This window comes from Mesorhizobium sp. M0751 (assembly GCF_040320265.1).
GTDB lineage: Bacteria > Pseudomonadota > Alphaproteobacteria > Rhizobiales > Rhizobiaceae > Mesorhizobium.
The window spans coordinates 144,574-159,260 of the sequence record NZ_JAMYPH010000002.1 but is presented as its reverse complement, the minus strand read 5'-3'; the positions used below and the strand labels follow the sequence as shown (position 1 = coordinate 159,260).

The window sequence follows — 14,687 nt, the reverse complement described above, 5'->3', positions numbered from 1 at the left end:
CAAAAGCTCGGGCACGCCGCCGAAAAGCCCGAATGCCGCTGTCTCCAGACTTGTGCCCCAAACCCCAGCCGGATTGAAAAATGTTCGCAAGCTACAGACCGATCCTCTCGCTGCTGCGCGGCACCGCGTTCCTGCTGGCGGCATCTGGGCTGCACGGGCTGCTGTTGCCACTGCGCGGCCAGGTGGAGGGCTTCTCGACGGCATCGCTCGGCCTGATGGGCACGGCTTGGGCCGGCGGCTTCGTCACCGGCTGCTTCTTTGCGCCACGCATCGTGCGCCGCGCCGGTCATGTCAGGGCTTTCGGCGCCTTTGCCGCATCGGGAGCGATCGTCGCGCTGCTCACTGGCCTGATCATCGACGAATATACCTGGATCCTGCTGCGCGCCTTCACCGGCTTCACCATGGCCGGCGCCTTCATGGTCATCGAAAGCTGGCTGAACGAGAAGGCCACCAACGAAAACCGCGGCACCGTCTTCGGCCTCTACATGATGGTCACCTATGCTTCGATCATGGGCGGTCAGATGATCGTTGCCGGCGGCGACGTGAAATCGGCGTCGCTGTTCATGATCACCGGCATTCTGTTCTGCCTGTCGCTGATCCCGACGGCGGTCTCGACGGCGTCGCACCCCAAGCCGCTGCAGGACGTGTCGCTCGACGTCAAAGGGCTCTACATCAATTCGCCGGTATCGGCGATCGCCTGCGTGCTGATCGGCATTGCCAACGGCGCCTGGGGTACACTTGGTGCCGTCTATGGAGCGCGCATCGGCATCTCGACAGCCGAGATCGCGCTGATGATGAGCCTCGTGGTCATCGCCGGCGCCGCCATGCAGCTTCCGGCCGGACGGCTCTCCGACACGACGGACCGTCGTTTTGTGCTGGCGGGCGCGGCATTCGGCGCTGCACTGTTCGCCATCGCCATCTTCCTGTTCGAACCGCGCTCCGGCGTCTTCGTCATCGTCTGCACCGCCGCCTACGGCGCCTTCGCCTACACGCTCTATTCGATCGCGGTGGCGCATGCCAACGACCATGCCCGATCGGAGGACTTCGTCAAAGTGTCGGGCGGCCTGCTGCTGCTTTATGGCTTCGGCACGATGATCGGTCCGCTGGTGGCCGCCGGCCTAATGGGCTGGATGCGCCCCGAGGGGCTGTTCCTGGCTACCGCACTCGCGCATCTCAGCCTGGCCGGCTATACGCTGCTGCGCATCAGCCGTCGCGCGCCGGTGCCGATCGAAGGCCGCGATGCCTTCAAGACCCAGCCGGCCGACCGCTCGGTAACGCCGGAAGCGTTGCGGCTCGACCCGCGCAGAAAAGCTGAAACCGACGGTTGAGATTCGAGGCGCTTTGCCCCACAAATAAGGCATGATGCTTTCCGACGCCTTCATGGCGATTGCCGATCCCAACCGGCGCCATCTCTTGGAAGAGCTCCGGCGCGGACCGAAGACCGTCAACGAATTGGCATCCGGCTTGCCGGTGTCCCGCCCGGCCGTTTCGCAGCACCTGAAGGTGCTGCTTGATGCCGGGCTGGTCAACGCCAAGCCGGAAGGCACCAGGCGCGTCTATACGGTCAGCAATGCCGGCTTCCTGAAGCTCAACATCTGGCTTGACCAGTTCTGGGATGCGGAGCAGCTCGGTTCACCCGGAAGCTGAGAGGCGTCGTCAGCGCGTCGAGCAACTATGCAGCATCGGGACCAGAGCAATTCCCGGAAAAGTGTGAAACGGTTTTCCGTCCGGAATTGCGCAAAAACAAATAGATAGAGCGGTTCGTCGTTTCCGTGAAACGATGAACCACTCTAGCCGTTGTTGTAGGGGAAGAGCTTGAAATAAGGCTGCGCTTCCTCGATCACACGGGCAATCGACGGGCGTTGCATCAACCGGTCGTGATAGCGCCTGACCGCAGGATATTCGTCTCCGAACGGCTCGACCTTGTTGGCGTAGAACAGCGCGGGGGCGGCAGCGCAGTCGGCCATGGTGAAGCTCGTACCCACCGCCCATGTCCTCGACTCCATGTCCTGTTCGATGACGGCGTAGGAACTGCGCAGCTGGGCGCGGGCCTGCTCGACGCCGAACGGATCGGTCTTGCCCTCCGGCCGCAGCCGGTCGCCGACGATCTTCTGCATCGGTTCCTGGACGTAGAAGTCATAGAAGCGGTCGGCGAGCCGGGTCTGGCGAGCGAGATCGAGATCGGCGGGGATCAGTTCGACCGGCCCAGGATAATATGCGTTGAGATATTCGATGACGATCGTCGATTCCGGCACGGTCCGGTCCAGTGCTTCATCGCGCAGCACCGGCATCTTGCCGAGCGGCCACAATTTCAGAAACGCCGCGCGCGACTGTTCATCGCCGAGATCGACGACGACGGATGTGAATGGCGTGTTGTTCTCATAGAGCGCGATCAGCGGCTTCCAGCAGAAGGAGGCCAGTGGATGAAGATGCATAGTCAGAGACATTGTTTGCCGTTCCTTGGGTGGTTCGTCTCGCGGAAATTCGGTGTCGGGGTCGGGTACTATTTGGCCTGGCTGTGGGTGACGATGGCATCGATGATCGCGGCCCAGTCGTCGCGATGCAGCTCGTGGCCGCCGCCCTCGATCCGGAGCAGCCTTGCACCGGTGACCGCGTCGGCAAGAGCGGCGCCATGTTCGACTGGAAAGATGGGATCGTCGGTGCCGTGGATAACGAGGAGCGGGATTTTCATGTCGCGCAGCCGACCCGTCCAGTCTTCGCCGCTCCCATCTTCGCCACTCTTGAGCATGAAATGATTGGTCGCACTTAGAAAACCGCCGGACCGGTCATAATCCTGTTCGACGAAAGCTCGCGTTCGCTGCTCGTCGAAAGAGTGCGCGGCACCGGTGAGCGCATGCGCGTCCTTGACGATGAAATCGACCACTTGGCCACGGTCCGACCAGTCGACCTTGGCGCCTTCGGCCGAGTGTTTCCTATAGGCCTCGGTGGTTCCGGGCAGATGCGAAGTATCGATGCCCAGGGGCGAGCTGCTGATCACCGTAAGCGAAGTGACACGCGACGGATATTTCAACGCAACGAGCTGCGCGATCATGCCGCCCATCGACATGCCGACCACATGCGCCTTTCGGATTCCGTGATCGTCAAGGACGCGGATGGCATCGTCCGCCATGTCGTTGAATGTATAAGGCGGCTCGCCCGGCGCGTATTTGGTCGAACGGCCGGTATCGCGATTGTCATAGCGGATCACGAAGCGACCCTCGCCGGCCAGCTTTCGGCAAAACGCTTCGGGCCACCAAAGCATGGAAGCCATGGCGCCCATGATCAACAACACCGCCGGATGTGCCGGATCGCCGAAGGTCTGGGATACGATTTCGGGGTGTTCGGAGTTTTTCATGGCTTTCCTCCTTGGGCTTCCAATCCGATTGCAATTTGCAATCAGTTGCACGATATTAAAACTGATACGATAATGCAACCGGTTTTTGGAGATTCGCATGAACATCGATCGTCGGTCCGGATGCCCCATCAACCTGTCGCTCGAAGTGTTCGGCGACCGGTGGAGCCTGATCATCCTTCGCGACATCATCTTCGGCGGCAGACGCCACTTTCGCGAACTGCTCAACGGCTCGATGGAGGGCATCGCCTCCAACATCCTCGCCGACCGGCTGAAGCGGCTGATGGAGCTCGGCATGCTGACCAAGGCGGATGATCCCTCCCACAAGCAAAAGGCGATCTATAGTCTGACCGAAATGGCCATCACGCTGGTGCCGATCCTGGCGCATCTCGGCGCCTGGGGCCGCGTCTGGCTGCCGGTCAGCGAAGAGCTCTCTATCCGTGCCGAGCTTCTGGAAAAAGGCGGCCCGCCGATGTGGGATAAGTTCATGAACGAGTTGCGCCACGAGCATCTGGGTGCGTCTCCTGCTCCATCCGAGCCCACCGTCCGCGCGACTTTGCAGGCCGGATACGATGCGGTGATCGCCCGCAACGCGCGGGGCATCGGCTGCGATCCGGCGCCATGACCAACTTATTTTCCCAATTGCGGGCTGGCTCTGCTATCAAGGGACTGAAGATAATTCACGGGATTGGATAACGCTCTTGGTCGAGAACTCTAAGGACACTGCCCGTGCGCGGGCCGATTTGCGCTTCAAGAAACAGGAAGAGGCAGCCACGGTTCGCCAGAAGGCGATGGCGGAATATGTCGCCGAGAGCGACGCTCGCCAAGCCAAGACCAACAAGCTGCGGGCGCTGCGCCTCGCCAAGGAAGCGGAAGACCTGGCCAATGCGCCTCCCGCCCCGGTGAAGAAGCCTCGCGCCAAGAAAAAATAAACCGGCGCTCCCAGACGCATGCTTCATTTCGCACACGAAACAGTTCACCGGGATGTTTCTGCCGGTTGATAACTGGCGCGTTTAGGAGACCGGCATGACCGCACTGACGCTCGACAAAGCCCTTGAAATCATCGCCGCCGCCTTTGCCAAGGGTGCCGAGCTCAAGCTCAGGCCGCTTGGCGTCTCGGTGCTCGACGCCGGCGCCCATCTGGTTGCGTTCCAGCGGTCAGGACGGCGCGTCGTTCCTGCGTCCGCAAATGTCGGCCGGTAAGGCCTACGGCGCGCTCGCTATCGGCATGGGCTCGCGCCGGGTGGAAGCTTTCGCCAGGGAGCGCCCGCATCTGATCGCCGGCATCTCCGACGTGTCGGGCGGGCGCGTCCTGCCGGTCGTCGGCGGCGTGCTGATCCGCGACGAGGCCGGCACGATCATCGGCGCCGTCGGCATTTCCGGCGATACGTCCGACAATGACGAAACGGCAGCCATCGCCGGCATCGAGGCGGCTGGCTTTAGCGCCGACCCCGGCTGAGCCGGGATCCTTAATTCATGTTGATATCGCGGCTGGCCGACCGCATCGACACCGAAAAGCCGGCCAGCACATCGATCAGCGCTATGACCATCAGTGTGAAGAAAACGGAATGGGCGGCGCCCTTCACCAGCAGGAACTCGACCAGATAGGCCACAAAGACGAAGGTCGACAAAAGGTGGTCCATGATCGAGGCATTTGTCGTGCGCGTCGATTTCACCACTTCGACAAACAAGAAGATCAGTGCGATCAGCACGATGAGATCGCCGAGGGTCATCGAGAACACGCCACCCGACATCATCCGGACCGAAAACATTTCGGTCGCCCACGGATCGTCGCCGCTGCCGAATATTCCCAGAAGCCCGAGATTGTAGAGGATGAAAGGCACGATCAGCAGCGGGATGGCACCGAACATGTGGCGGCTCCGGTTGGACTGATCTTTGTAGAGTGCGCCCGGCGTTCGCCGTCAAGAATTTTCGTGCGGTCGATAAACACGGACAAAGACGGCGTGAAACAACAATGTCAGGCCCGGCTGATATGATCGGTTATCGCAAACGCAAAAAGACCGGCCAATGGCCGGTCGTTTCGCAACCCATAAACCGTCGAAAGCTCTCTCAGCTTTCCTTCGGCTCCAGAACCTGGCGACCGCGATACATGCCGGTCTTCAGGTCGATATGGTGCGGACGGCGCATCTCGCCGGAGTTCTTGTCCTCGACATAGGTCGGGGCCTTCAGTGCGTCGGCAGAACGGCGCATGCCGCGCTTCGACGGAGAGGTTTTTCGTTTCGGAACGGCCATGGATATGCTCCACTACATGGTCAAAACGCCCCGGCGGCCCTCGTGAAAGGGCCACATCAGGGGCCGGAATCTGAGAAAGTCGGGTGCCTATACACGCCCGACGGCGTTTTGACCAGCATCACCGTGATTTTTTTTAACACTATCGCAGGCAACCGACATAGGCGCCGGCGCGGCCTGCGCGCCGTTCGATCAATGCGGCAAGCCGCCTCAGTCCCGGCCCGGGCTTTGCCGGATTGCGCACGATCGGGTTCGGCAAGGTGACGGCAAGCAGCGCTGCCTGCCGGCGCGACAGCTGTTTTGCCGAGACGCCGAAATGGTGCTGGGCGGCGGCCTCGATGCCGTAGATGCCCGGTCCCCATTCGGCGATATTGAGGTAGATCTCCATGATACGCCGTTTCGACAGCACCGCATCGAAATAGACGGCCAGCGGCAGTTCGACGACCTTACGGACCGAGCCCAACGGCCGCGACCATAGAAAAAGGTTCTTTACCGTCTGCATGGTGATGGTCGAGGCGCCACGCGTCATCTCGCCGGCAAGCGCATCGTCAACGACGCCGCGCAACTCGCCCAGATCGACGCCGCGATGGAAACAGAACTGCCCGTCCTCCGACATGATGACCGAATATGCCAGCACCGGCGCGACATCGTCGATGGAAACCCAGCGCCGATCGTAGCCGGAAAACGTCGCCAGGTCCTTCAGCATCAATGTCGACACCGGATGCACGAATGACGGCAGGTACAGGAAGGTCAGCACCACCGGCACCAGCGCCAGCGCGACGGCGACGGCGATGCCGCGCCGGACCCAGCGTTGAAGACCGATGCGGCTGCCGCGTCTCGGTCTCGCCATGTCCAACCCTTCGGTTTCGTGATCGACGATCGGTTCCGCCAAGCCACCCAATCCGCGCTGCTCCCTGCCCCCGGCATAATGGCGCTTGGCTTCTTGCGCAACGTCTGAGTGTCGGCTACCGCTCCCGACCATGACGAAAGACGACCAAATGGCATTCGAAGCTGCACTTATTGCCCGGGCAGTTCCGCTCGAGGCGCTGCTGAGGCGATTGCTCGACGGACGGACGCTTTCAGGCGAGGTCGCGCGGCCCGAACGCCTGATGGCGGCCATGCGACATGGCGTGCTGAACGGCGGCAAACGACTGCGTCCCTTCCTGGTCATGGAAAGTGCTGCACTGTTTTCAGCCGATGGCGAGGCGGCGCTGCGCGTCGCGGCGGCGCTCGAATGCGTGCACTGCTATTCGCTCATCCATGACGATCTGCCGGCCATGGACGACGACGATTTGCGCCGCGGCCAGCCGACTGTACACAGGGCTTTCGATGAGGCGACCGCCATTCTTGCGGGCGACGCCTTACTGACGCTTGCTTTCGACATCCTTGCCGACGATGCGACAATGCTGCCGGCCGAGCGCAGGGCAGGGTTGGTGCTGGCTCTGGCCCGCGCCGCCGGGGCGGGAAGCATGGTCGGCGGCCAGATGCTCGATCTCGAGGCCGAACAAGGCCGGCCGGACGAGGCCGGCATCATCCGGCTTCAGGCGATGAAAACCGGTGCGCTGATCCGCTTTGCCTGCGAAGCGGGCGCTATCCTTGCCGGTGCGCCGTCGGGCGACCGCGAAAGGCTGGCCGAATTTGGTTCGGCGATCGGGCTTGCTTTTCAACTTGCCGACGATCTGCTCGACCTGACCGCCGACGCGCATCAGATGGGCAAGGCGACCGGCAAGGATGCCGCGGCCGGCAAGGCGACGCTGGTCGCGCTGCACGGACCGGGCTGGGCGCGGGATCAGCTCCATGGCCTCGTCGATCAGGCTCATGCGCTGCTCGAGCCCTATGGCGAACAAGCCGCGCTTCTGAAACAGGCGGCGGAGTTCGTCGCGGCCCGCAACAATTAAAGCGCCCCTATGGCGCGCCGGAGAAGTGGCGACTGACCGGCGGGATGCCTTCGCAGCCGGCCGATCGGGATTCCGGCGATGTCGGACCACATGGCCTCGCCACGCCAGTTGCCGAGCCATTTTTCGGCCTCGCAGCAGGATTCCGCGGGTCGACAGCGGTCAGCTTTCGCCAGTTGTCTTTTCCACCGCGGGCGGCCGAACCGGTTCCAGCTCGGCCGCCGCCTCGACCGCCTGCGCTTCGGCCGGCTTGCGCCGGTTGCGGATGAACGCGGCGATGCGGTCGCGGATTTCACCGGCGCTGAGGAATACCGGAACGCGCGCCACCGGGGCGGTCGGCTCAAAGGACAGGCCAAGGCCGGTGATCCTGCCCTTGTCGTCGACGTCGCGCACGATCAGCTCGATCGGACCGAGCAGCACGCGGTCGGCGTATTCGGCGTGGCCGCCGAGCCGCGTAGTAACCAGGTCGCCAATGCTGAGCTTGCGTTCCGCTTCGGTCAGGCCCGGCGCATAGGCGGTCTCCAGTTCCTCGGCGGAGCGTGACGGATCGACGGCGAAGGCGCCGAAGAAATCCGCGTCCTCGGGATCGACCACGGCACGGCTGGCGAACAGCTTGTCGAGCAGGCGCGGATAGCGGTCCGGCACGAAGATGTAGACATGGTCGCCGGCCGCCAGCCGGCCCATGTCCTGGAAGCGCATCGAGCGTCCGTCGCGCAACACCAGCGACGGCCGCGCCCAGCGCGGTATGCGTTCGCCGCGCGCCACCGGGCTGCCAGGTGCCACGCGGTAGGCGAGAAGCTCATGATGGGCGGAGCCCGGCAGTTCCAATTCGACCTTGTCGAGCGGTCCCAGCCGAGCCGGCACGATAAGGCCGAGGCGGCGTGCCAGCGGCCCGACGGTCCATCCCTGGATGATCAGCGAGACCAGCACGATGATAAAGGCAGTGTTGAAGATGAGGCGGCCGTTCTCAAGGCCGCCGAGCAGCGGCGTGATGGCAAGCAGGATCGACACGGCGCCACGCAGGCCGACCCATGAGACGAAGGCGACTTCCGGGCGTGGCAGACGAAATGGCATCAGGCACAGCCAGACCGCGATTGGCCGTGCCACAAATATCAGGAACAGGCCGAGCAGCACTGCCGGCACCAGGATCGCCGGAAATTGCGAAGGCGTCGCGAACAGGCCGAGGATTAGGAACATGATGATCTGCGCCAGCCACGACATGCCGTCCTGGAAGCGCTTGAGGATGGTGACGGCCCGGATATCGGAATTGCCGGCAATCAGGCCTGCGAGATAGACCGCCAGGAAGCCGGAGCCGCCGACGGCGCCGGCGGCAGCGAACACCATCAGCGACAGCGTCAGCACGAAGATCGGCAGCAGGCCGTGATCGAGATTGAGGCGATCGACAAGGCGCACGATGGCCATGCCGCCGAGAATGCCGATGACCGCACCGAGGCCCATGTTGACAAGGAAACCGACGGCAAGATCGGTAACCAGCACCTTGGCCTCGGGGTGGGTATTGGCGGCGATGACCTCGACCAGCGTGATGGTCAGGAAGATGGCGATCGGGTCATTGGTACCGGATTCCACCTCGAGCGTGGACCGCACGCGCTCGCGCAAATTGATCTCGCCGGCGCGCAGCAGGAAGAACACCGCCGCAGCGTCGGTCGAGGCGACGGCGGCACCGAGCAGGAAGGATTCCAGCCAGGTCAGGTCGAGCAGATAATAGGCGGCGGCGCCGAACAGGCCAGTGGTCAAAAGGACGCCGAATGTGGCCAGCGACAGCGCCGGCCCGGCCGCCTGCCGCAAGGCGTTGAGCGGCGTGCCGAAGCCGGAATCGAAAAGGATGACCGCCAGCGCCAATGAGCCGGCAAAATAAGCAACTCGGGCATTGTCGAAATGGATGCCGAGACCGTCGGTTCCAGTGGCTAGGCCGATGCAGAGAAACAGCAGCAGGAGAGGGGCGCCGAATCGGAAGGCGATCAGGCTCGAAAACGCGGCGGCAACGACAAGTGCTGCGCCAACGAGCGTCACAAGATAGATACCATGCTCCATTCGTTGGTCGCCCCTAGTCGATATGCTCCGGCATCACGGGAGAGTGGGGCGAAGACATGGCCGCTGCAAGGCAGCAGCGTGGCTTTTTGCCCCACGCTGCCGATCGTCGAAAGTTTTGGCATTCCCGAGCAGCCGAGCTTGCTTCGGCGGTACGTGCTGCAACGAAAAACGCCCGGACTGAGCCGGGCGTCTTCCAGGTCGAGAAGATGGTTCTGCGATCAGGCGATGGTCTTGCCGAAGGCGACGGCGGTATCGCCCATGCGGTTGGAGAAGCCCCACTCATTGTCGTACCACGCCAGCACCGAAACGAAGTTGCCGTCCATGACCTTGGTCTGGTCGAGCGCCACGATCGAGGAATGCGGATCGTGGTTGAAGTCGATCGAAACATTGGGATGACGGGTAACGGCGAGGATGCCCTTCAGCTTGCCGTTCGAGGCGGCGATCACGGCGTCGTTGATTTCCTGGACGGTGGTCGGCCGCTTGGCGATGAACTTGAAATCGACGAGCGAGACGTTCGGGGTCGGCACGCGGATGGAGATGCCGTCGAGCTTGCCCTTGAGCTCGGGCAGTACCAAGCCGATGGCCTTGGCGGCACCGGTCGAGGTCGGAATCTGCGAAAGCGCGGCGGCGCGGGCGCGGTAGAGGTCCTTATGCATCGTGTCCAGCGTCGGCTGGTCGCCGGTGTAGGAATGGATCGTCGTCATCATGCCCTTCTCGATGCCGACCGCCTCATTCAGCACGGCCGCCAGCGGCGCCAGGCAGTTGGTGGTGCAGGAGGCGTTCGAGATGACGATGTGGTCCTTGGTCAGCTTGTCGTGGTTGATTCCATAGACGACGGTCAGGTCGGCCCCCTCCGCCGGAGCGGAGACAAGAACGCGCTTGGCACCGGCGGTCAGATGGGCGACGGCCTTGTCGCGGGCGGTGAAGATGCCGGTGCATTCGAGCGCGATGTCGATGCCGAGTTCCTTCCACGGCAGTTGCGTCGGGTCCTTGATCGCGGTGACCTTGAATTTTTCCTTGCCGACGATGATCTGGTCGCCGTCAACCGTCACCTCATGCGGAAAGCGCCCATGCACGCTGTCGAAGCGCAGCAAATGCGCATTGGTCTCGACCGGGCCGAGATCGTTGACCGCGACGACGTCGATATCCTTGCGGCCGGATTCATGGATGGCGCGCAGGATGTTGCGGCCGATGCGGCCGAATCCGTTGATGGCAACTCTGACGGTCATTGTTCTCTCCCTGGGAGTTGGAGGCCGAAGATCTAGTCCGCAGCTTCATAACGGCGGACGGGCAAAGAATCCAGCCGCCGAGGCACGGATTTAAATCGATTAGTGCTCCACCGCCCGGCAAAACCGCTATGCCAGCCTTTGCCGGGCGGGGCTCACTTTCATTTGCCGTGCAGACGGGCTTCCGCCGCCTTCACCGTTGCCTCGGCGGTGATGCCGAAATGCGGGTAGAGCTGTTCGATGGTGCCGGAGGCGCCGAAGCCGGTCATGCCGACAAAGACGCCGTCGGTGCCGATGAAGTGGTCCCAGCCCTGACGGATGCCGGCTTCGATGGCAATCTTGAGCGGCGCATTGCCGATCGTCCTGTTGCGATAGTCGGCGCTCTGCTTGTCGAACAATTCGAAGCACGGCACCGAGACGACGCGGGTCGCGTGGCCGTGCTTTTCCAAGGCCTCGCGGGCGGCCAGCGCGATCTCGACCTCGGAACCCGAAGCGAAGATCGTCACCGCCGCCTCGCCGCTGGCGGCGGCAAGTTCATAGGCGCCGCGGCTGGAGAGGTTTTCCGCAACGAAGTCGTTGCGTACCGTCGGCAGGTTCTGCCGGGTCAGCGCCAATGTCGAAGGTGTCTTTTCCGATTCAATGGCCAACTGCCAGCATTCCGCGGTTTCCACCGCGTCGGCCGGGCGGAAGACATTGTGGTTCGGAATGGCGCGAAGTGCTGCCAGATGCTCGACCGGCTGGTGGGTCGGGCCGTCTTCGCCAAGGCCGATGGAATCATGGGTCATGACGAAGATCGAGCGGATGCCCATCAGCGAGGCAAGCCGCATCGCCGGACGGGCGTAATCGGAAAAGCACATGAAAGTGCCGCCATAGGCGATAATGCCGCCATGCAGCGTCAGCCCGTTGAGCGCTGCCGCCATGCCGTGCTCGCGAACGCCGTAGTGGACGTAGCGCTGGCCGTAATCGTTGGCAGTGATGTTCTTGGTCTGGCTGGTCTTGGTGTTGTTGGAGCCGGTCAAATCGGCCGAGCCGCCGATGGTTTCGGGTACGGCGCCGTTGATGACCTCCAGCGCCATTTCCGATGACTTACGAGTGGCGACCTTCGGCTTGTCGGCGGCGAGCTTTTTCTTGTAATCGCCAACGACGGCGTCGAAGTTGGCCGGTAGCGTGCCACTGATGCGGCGTTCGAACTCTGCGCGCAATTTGGCGTCGGCCCTGGCAAGGCGGCCTTCCCAGTCGGTGCGTGCCTTGACGCCGGTCCGGCCGGCGGTACGCCACGCGTCGAGGATGTCGGCCGGAACCTCGAAGGGCGGATAATCCCAGCCGAAGAATTTTCTGGCGCCGGCGATTTCCTCGGCGCCGAGCGGCGAGCCATGCGCCTTGTTGGTGCCGGCCTTGGTCGGTGCGCCGAAGCCGATCGTCGTCTTGCAGGCAATCATCGTCGGCTTGTCGGAGTGGCGGGCCGCCTCGATGGCATAGGCGATCGCTTCCGGGTCCTGGCCGTCGATATGGCTGGCATTCCAGCCGGACGCCTGGAAGCGGGCAACCTGATCGGTGTTGTCGGCGAGCGACACCGGGCCATCGATCGAGATGTTGTTGTTGTCCCAGAAGACGATCAGCTTGTTCAGCTTCAGATGTCCGGCAAGCGCAATGGCTTCCTGGGATACGCCTTCCATCAGGCAGCCGTCACCGGCCAGCACATAGGTGTAGTGGTCGACGAGATCGTTGCCGAAAGCGGCATTCATGATGCGCTCGCCGAGCGCGAAGCCGACCGAATTGGCAAGGCCCTGGCCGAGTGGGCCGGTCGTCGTCTCGATGCCCGCGGCATGGCCGTATTCCGGGTGGCCCGCCGTCCTCGACCCCAATTGGCGGAACTGCTTGATCTGGTCGATGGTGATGTCTTCGTACCCGGTCAGATAGAGCAGTGAGTAAAGCAGCATCGAGCCGTGACCGGCCGAAAGAATAAAGCGGTCGCGGTCCGGCCAATGCGGGTTCTTCGGATCGTATTTGAGAAAGCGAGTGAACAGCACCGTGGCGATGTCGGCGCAGCCCATGGGCAGTCCGGGGTGGCCGGAATTTGCCTTCTCGACGGCGTCCATGGCGAGAAAACGGATCGCATTGGCCATCCGGTCATGTTGTTCGCGCGAGGTCATGCTTCCTCCAAAATGGGGGTTTGGGCCTTGGGAGAGCCCTTGAAAAGGGTGCGCGACACATAGCAGGCGCGGCCTTTTAGTCAACAAATCGGTGTGCTTTTGCCGGTCTTGTGATGGCCATGCGCGACTTACATTAGCGTTAGCAGGGGACAGTCGCGACAGCTTTATTGACGGGCGGTTCACACGACGCGTAATGTTTCAAGGATAACGCGTTCTGAACGTGGATGATTCGGTGATGGGCAGGGCGCAGGACGAAAGCCATGACCGGGGAAACGACCCTCAAGGAAGTCATTGCCAGGCTGGGTAAGGCCATCGAAGGGCTGGAAAACGCCGTCGCGGCCAAGCTCGAGCATGAGCGGGACTATTCGGAAGCCGAGGCCGAAGTGCAGCGGATGAACGCCGACCGCTCGCGGCTGGCGCAGGAACTCGACAACTCCGAGGCCCGCGCCGAACGGCTGGAAGATGCCAACAAGGAAGTATCGCGAAGGCTGGTGACAGCCATGGAAACCATCCGCGCGGTACTGGACAGGTAGGCCAATGGCACAAGTCACGGTTTCCATCGACGGCAAGCAGTATCGTATGGCCTGCGACGAGGGCCAGGAAGAGCATCTGATCGATCTTGCCGAGCGCTTCGACCGCTATGTCTCGCATCTGAAGGATTCTTTTGGCGAGATCGGCGACCAGCGGCTGACCGTGATGGCCGGCATCATGGTCATGGACGAGCTTTCAGAACTGCAAAAGCGGGTCAAGGGCATGGAAAGCGAAGTGCTGACGCTGCGCAAGACGCGCGACGATGCACTGACCAAGGCCGACAAGAACGATTCCGTGCTGACCGGGGCGCTTGGCGCGCTGGCCCAGCGCATGGAAGACCTGGCGACGACGCTGGCAGTGAACAAGGCCTGAGCCAGCTCAGCGAAGATTCCTGCTGCATTTGCCGAGAAGCAATGAAAATATTTCGCCGCCGGCCTTGCTGCCGGCGCAACAGCCGTTTGAAGGATGACGCCGGAGTGGTAGAAAGGCAAAAGCAGCGCCGGTCAACGCCGGCTGCGATCTGCACTCACAAGGTAGGGACACGCCATGAGCCTTCGTATCAACGACATCGCACCGGACTTCATCGCTGAGACCACGCAAGGGCCGATCAGCTTCCATGAATGGATCGGCGACGGCTGGGCGGTATTGTTCAGCCATCCGAAGAACTTTACGCCGGTTTGCACGACCGAACTCGGCACGATGGCCGGGCTCGAAGGCGAGTTCAGGAAGCGCAACGTCAAGATCATCGGCATCTCGGTCGATCCCGTCGAAAGCCATGAGAAGTGGCAGAACGACATCAAGACCGCGACCGGCCATTCGGTGAACTATCCGCTGATCGGCGACAAGGATCTCAAGGTCGCCAAGCTTTACGAGATGCTGCCGGCGGGTGCCGGCGAGAGCTCGGAAGGCCGCACGCCCGCGGACAATGCCACGGTGCGTTCGGTCTACGTCATCGGGCCCGACAAGAAGATCAAGCTGGTTCTCACCTATCCGATGACGACGGGACGCAACTTCGACGAAATCCTGCGCGCCATCGATTCCATGCAGCTGACCGCCAAGCACCAGGTGGCGACGCCGGCGAACTGGAAGCAGGGCGAGGACGTCATCATCACCGCTGCGGTCTCGAATGAGGATGCCATCAAGCGCTTCGGCGCCTTTGAGACGATCCTGCCATATCTCAGGAAAACCAAGCAGCCTTCTGCCTGAGCCGGCAGAGGCGGCACAGAGA

General features: G+C 62.4%; 16 protein-coding genes and 1 pseudogene. 9 read left to right on the top strand and 8 right to left on the bottom strand.

The window, feature by feature from the left end:
* Window positions 1-80: 80 nt before the first annotated feature.
* Both NKI19_RS03425 and NKI19_RS03420 read left to right on the top strand, forming a co-directional pair.
* Window positions 81-1,328, top strand: a complete 1,248-nt coding sequence (locus tag NKI19_RS03425; RefSeq protein WP_352465767.1) for an MFS transporter — start codon at window positions 81-83, stop codon at window positions 1,326-1,328.
* Between the two features lie 31 nt (window positions 1,329-1,359).
* Window positions 1,360-1,647, top strand: coding sequence for an ArsR/SmtB family transcription factor (locus NKI19_RS03420; protein ID WP_023678497.1), 288 nt, complete (start codon window positions 1,360-1,362; stop codon window positions 1,645-1,647).
* Between the two features lie 143 nt (window positions 1,648-1,790).
* Here NKI19_RS03420 and NKI19_RS03415 read toward each other — a convergent pair whose 3' ends face one another.
* Together NKI19_RS03415 and NKI19_RS03410 are read right to left on the bottom strand one after the other, a co-directional pair.
* Window positions 1,791-2,447, bottom strand: coding sequence for a glutathione S-transferase family protein (locus NKI19_RS03415; RefSeq protein WP_352489316.1), 657 nt, complete (start codon window positions 2,445-2,447; stop codon window positions 1,791-1,793).
* A 56-nt stretch (window positions 2,448-2,503) separates the two neighbouring features.
* Window positions 2,504-3,355 carry an alpha/beta fold hydrolase gene (locus NKI19_RS03410; RefSeq protein ID WP_352489317.1) on the bottom strand — a complete coding sequence of 284 codons (852 nt, stop codon included), beginning with the start codon at window positions 3,353-3,355 and terminating at the stop codon, window positions 2,504-2,506.
* A gap of 97 nt (window positions 3,356-3,452) precedes the next feature.
* Here NKI19_RS03410 and NKI19_RS03405 point away from each other — a divergent pair, with 97 nt between their 5' ends.
* From NKI19_RS03405 to NKI19_RS03395, 3 genes and pseudogenes are all read left to right on the top strand, one after another.
* Window positions 3,453-3,977: a winged helix-turn-helix transcriptional regulator gene (locus NKI19_RS03405; RefSeq protein ID WP_352564605.1), complete on the top strand. Its 525-nt coding sequence runs from the start codon at window positions 3,453-3,455 to the stop codon at window positions 3,975-3,977.
* Window positions 3,978-4,053: 76 nt separating this feature from the next.
* The gene (locus tag NKI19_RS03400; RefSeq protein WP_023678501.1) at window positions 4,054-4,284 is read left to right on the top strand and encodes a hypothetical protein; all 231 of its coding nucleotides are present in this window, start codon (window positions 4,054-4,056) and stop codon (window positions 4,282-4,284) included.
* A 94-nt stretch (window positions 4,285-4,378) separates the two neighbouring features.
* Window positions 4,379-4,811: pseudogene (locus tag NKI19_RS03395) on the top strand (GlcG/HbpS family heme-binding protein).
* Window positions 4,812-4,821: 10 nt separating this feature from the next.
* Here the strand turns inward: NKI19_RS03395 and NKI19_RS03390 are convergent.
* From NKI19_RS03390 to NKI19_RS03380, 3 genes are all read right to left on the bottom strand, one after another.
* Window positions 4,822-5,223 (bottom strand): hypothetical protein, encoded by a 402-nt coding sequence (locus tag NKI19_RS03390; protein ID WP_023720966.1) that lies wholly within the window; start codon window positions 5,221-5,223, stop codon window positions 4,822-4,824.
* A gap of 199 nt (window positions 5,224-5,422) precedes the next feature.
* Window positions 5,423-5,605, bottom strand: coding sequence for a 50S ribosomal protein L32 (rpmF, locus tag NKI19_RS03385; protein ID WP_006203806.1), 183 nt, complete (start codon window positions 5,603-5,605; stop codon window positions 5,423-5,425).
* Between the two features lie 139 nt (window positions 5,606-5,744).
* A complete protein-coding gene (locus tag NKI19_RS03380; protein ID WP_352489319.1) occupies window positions 5,745-6,503 on the bottom strand; it encodes a transglycosylase domain-containing protein in 759 nt (252 codons plus the stop codon).
* Window positions 6,504-6,600: 97 nt separating this feature from the next.
* On the opposite strand from NKI19_RS03380, the gene NKI19_RS03375 reads away from it, so the two are divergent.
* On the top strand, window positions 6,601-7,500 hold the full coding sequence (locus NKI19_RS03375; RefSeq protein ID WP_473600023.1) for a polyprenyl synthetase family protein: 900 nt from the start codon (window positions 6,601-6,603) through the stop codon (window positions 7,498-7,500).
* A 159-nt stretch (window positions 7,501-7,659) separates the two neighbouring features.
* On the opposite strand, the gene NKI19_RS03370 is transcribed toward NKI19_RS03375, so the two are convergent.
* From NKI19_RS03370 to tkt, 3 genes are all read right to left on the bottom strand, one after another.
* Complete coding sequence (locus NKI19_RS03370) at window positions 7,660-9,549, bottom strand: potassium/proton antiporter (RefSeq protein WP_352489321.1); 1,890 nt, start codon at window positions 9,547-9,549, stop codon at window positions 7,660-7,662.
* Between the two features lie 218 nt (window positions 9,550-9,767).
* A complete protein-coding gene (gene gap, locus NKI19_RS03365; protein ID WP_352489322.1) occupies window positions 9,768-10,778 on the bottom strand; it encodes a type I glyceraldehyde-3-phosphate dehydrogenase in 1,011 nt (336 codons plus the stop codon).
* A 158-nt stretch (window positions 10,779-10,936) separates the two neighbouring features.
* A complete protein-coding gene (tkt, locus tag NKI19_RS03360) occupies window positions 10,937-12,928 on the bottom strand; it encodes a transketolase (RefSeq protein WP_352564603.1) in 1,992 nt (663 codons plus the stop codon).
* A 260-nt stretch (window positions 12,929-13,188) separates the two neighbouring features.
* Between tkt and NKI19_RS03355 the strand changes: the two genes are divergently transcribed.
* The 3 genes from NKI19_RS03355 to NKI19_RS03345 all read left to right on the top strand — a co-directional run bounded on the left by NKI19_RS03355 (window position 13,189) and on the right by NKI19_RS03345 (window position 14,665).
* Window positions 13,189-13,461, top strand: coding sequence for a DUF4164 domain-containing protein (locus NKI19_RS03355; protein ID WP_006200774.1), 273 nt, complete (start codon window positions 13,189-13,191; stop codon window positions 13,459-13,461).
* A 4-nt stretch (window positions 13,462-13,465) separates the two neighbouring features.
* The gene (locus NKI19_RS03350; RefSeq protein ID WP_254816554.1) at window positions 13,466-13,831 is read left to right on the top strand and encodes a cell division protein ZapA; all 366 of its coding nucleotides are present in this window, start codon (window positions 13,466-13,468) and stop codon (window positions 13,829-13,831) included.
* Between the two features lie 174 nt (window positions 13,832-14,005).
* Window positions 14,006-14,665: a peroxiredoxin gene (locus NKI19_RS03345; protein ID WP_352489324.1), complete on the top strand. Its 660-nt coding sequence runs from the start codon at window positions 14,006-14,008 to the stop codon at window positions 14,663-14,665.
* The last annotated feature ends 22 nt before the right edge of the window (window positions 14,666-14,687 follow it).

Bases quoted from the DNA above. Each gene is read 5' to 3' on its own strand.
- tkt (WP_352564603.1), bottom strand. From the start codon at position 12,928: ATGACCTCGCGCGAACAACATGACCGGATGGCCAATGCGATCCGTTTT.
- NKI19_RS03415 (WP_352489316.1), bottom strand. From the start codon at position 2,447: ATGTCTCTGACTATGCATCTTCATCCACTGGCCTCCTTCTGCTGGAAG.
- NKI19_RS03405 (WP_352564605.1), top strand. From the start codon at position 3,453: ATGAACATCGATCGTCGGTCCGGATGCCCCATCAACCTGTCGCTCGAA.
- NKI19_RS03420 (WP_023678497.1), top strand. From the start codon at position 1,360: ATGATGCTTTCCGACGCCTTCATGGCGATTGCCGATCCCAACCGGCGC.
- gap (WP_352489322.1), bottom strand. From the start codon at position 10,778: ATGACCGTCAGAGTTGCCATCAACGGATTCGGCCGCATCGGCCGCAAC.
- NKI19_RS03355 (WP_006200774.1), top strand. From the start codon at position 13,189: ATGACCGGGGAAACGACCCTCAAGGAAGTCATTGCCAGGCTGGGTAAG.
- NKI19_RS03410 (WP_352489317.1), bottom strand. From the start codon at position 3,355: ATGAAAAACTCCGAACACCCCGAAATCGTATCCCAGACCTTCGGCGAT.
- NKI19_RS03375 (WP_473600023.1), top strand. From the start codon at position 6,601: ATGGCATTCGAAGCTGCACTTATTGCCCGGGCAGTTCCGCTCGAGGCG.
- NKI19_RS03370 (WP_352489321.1), bottom strand. From the start codon at position 9,549: ATGGAGCATGGTATCTATCTTGTGACGCTCGTTGGCGCAGCACTTGTC.
- NKI19_RS03345 (WP_352489324.1), top strand. From the start codon at position 14,006: ATGAGCCTTCGTATCAACGACATCGCACCGGACTTCATCGCTGAGACC.
- rpmF (WP_006203806.1), bottom strand. From the start codon at position 5,605: ATGGCCGTTCCGAAACGAAAAACCTCTCCGTCGAAGCGCGGCATGCGC.
- NKI19_RS03390 (WP_023720966.1), bottom strand. From the start codon at position 5,223: ATGTTCGGTGCCATCCCGCTGCTGATCGTGCCTTTCATCCTCTACAAT.
- NKI19_RS03350 (WP_254816554.1), top strand. From the start codon at position 13,466: ATGGCACAAGTCACGGTTTCCATCGACGGCAAGCAGTATCGTATGGCC.
- NKI19_RS03425 (WP_352465767.1), top strand. From the start codon at position 81: ATGTTCGCAAGCTACAGACCGATCCTCTCGCTGCTGCGCGGCACCGCG.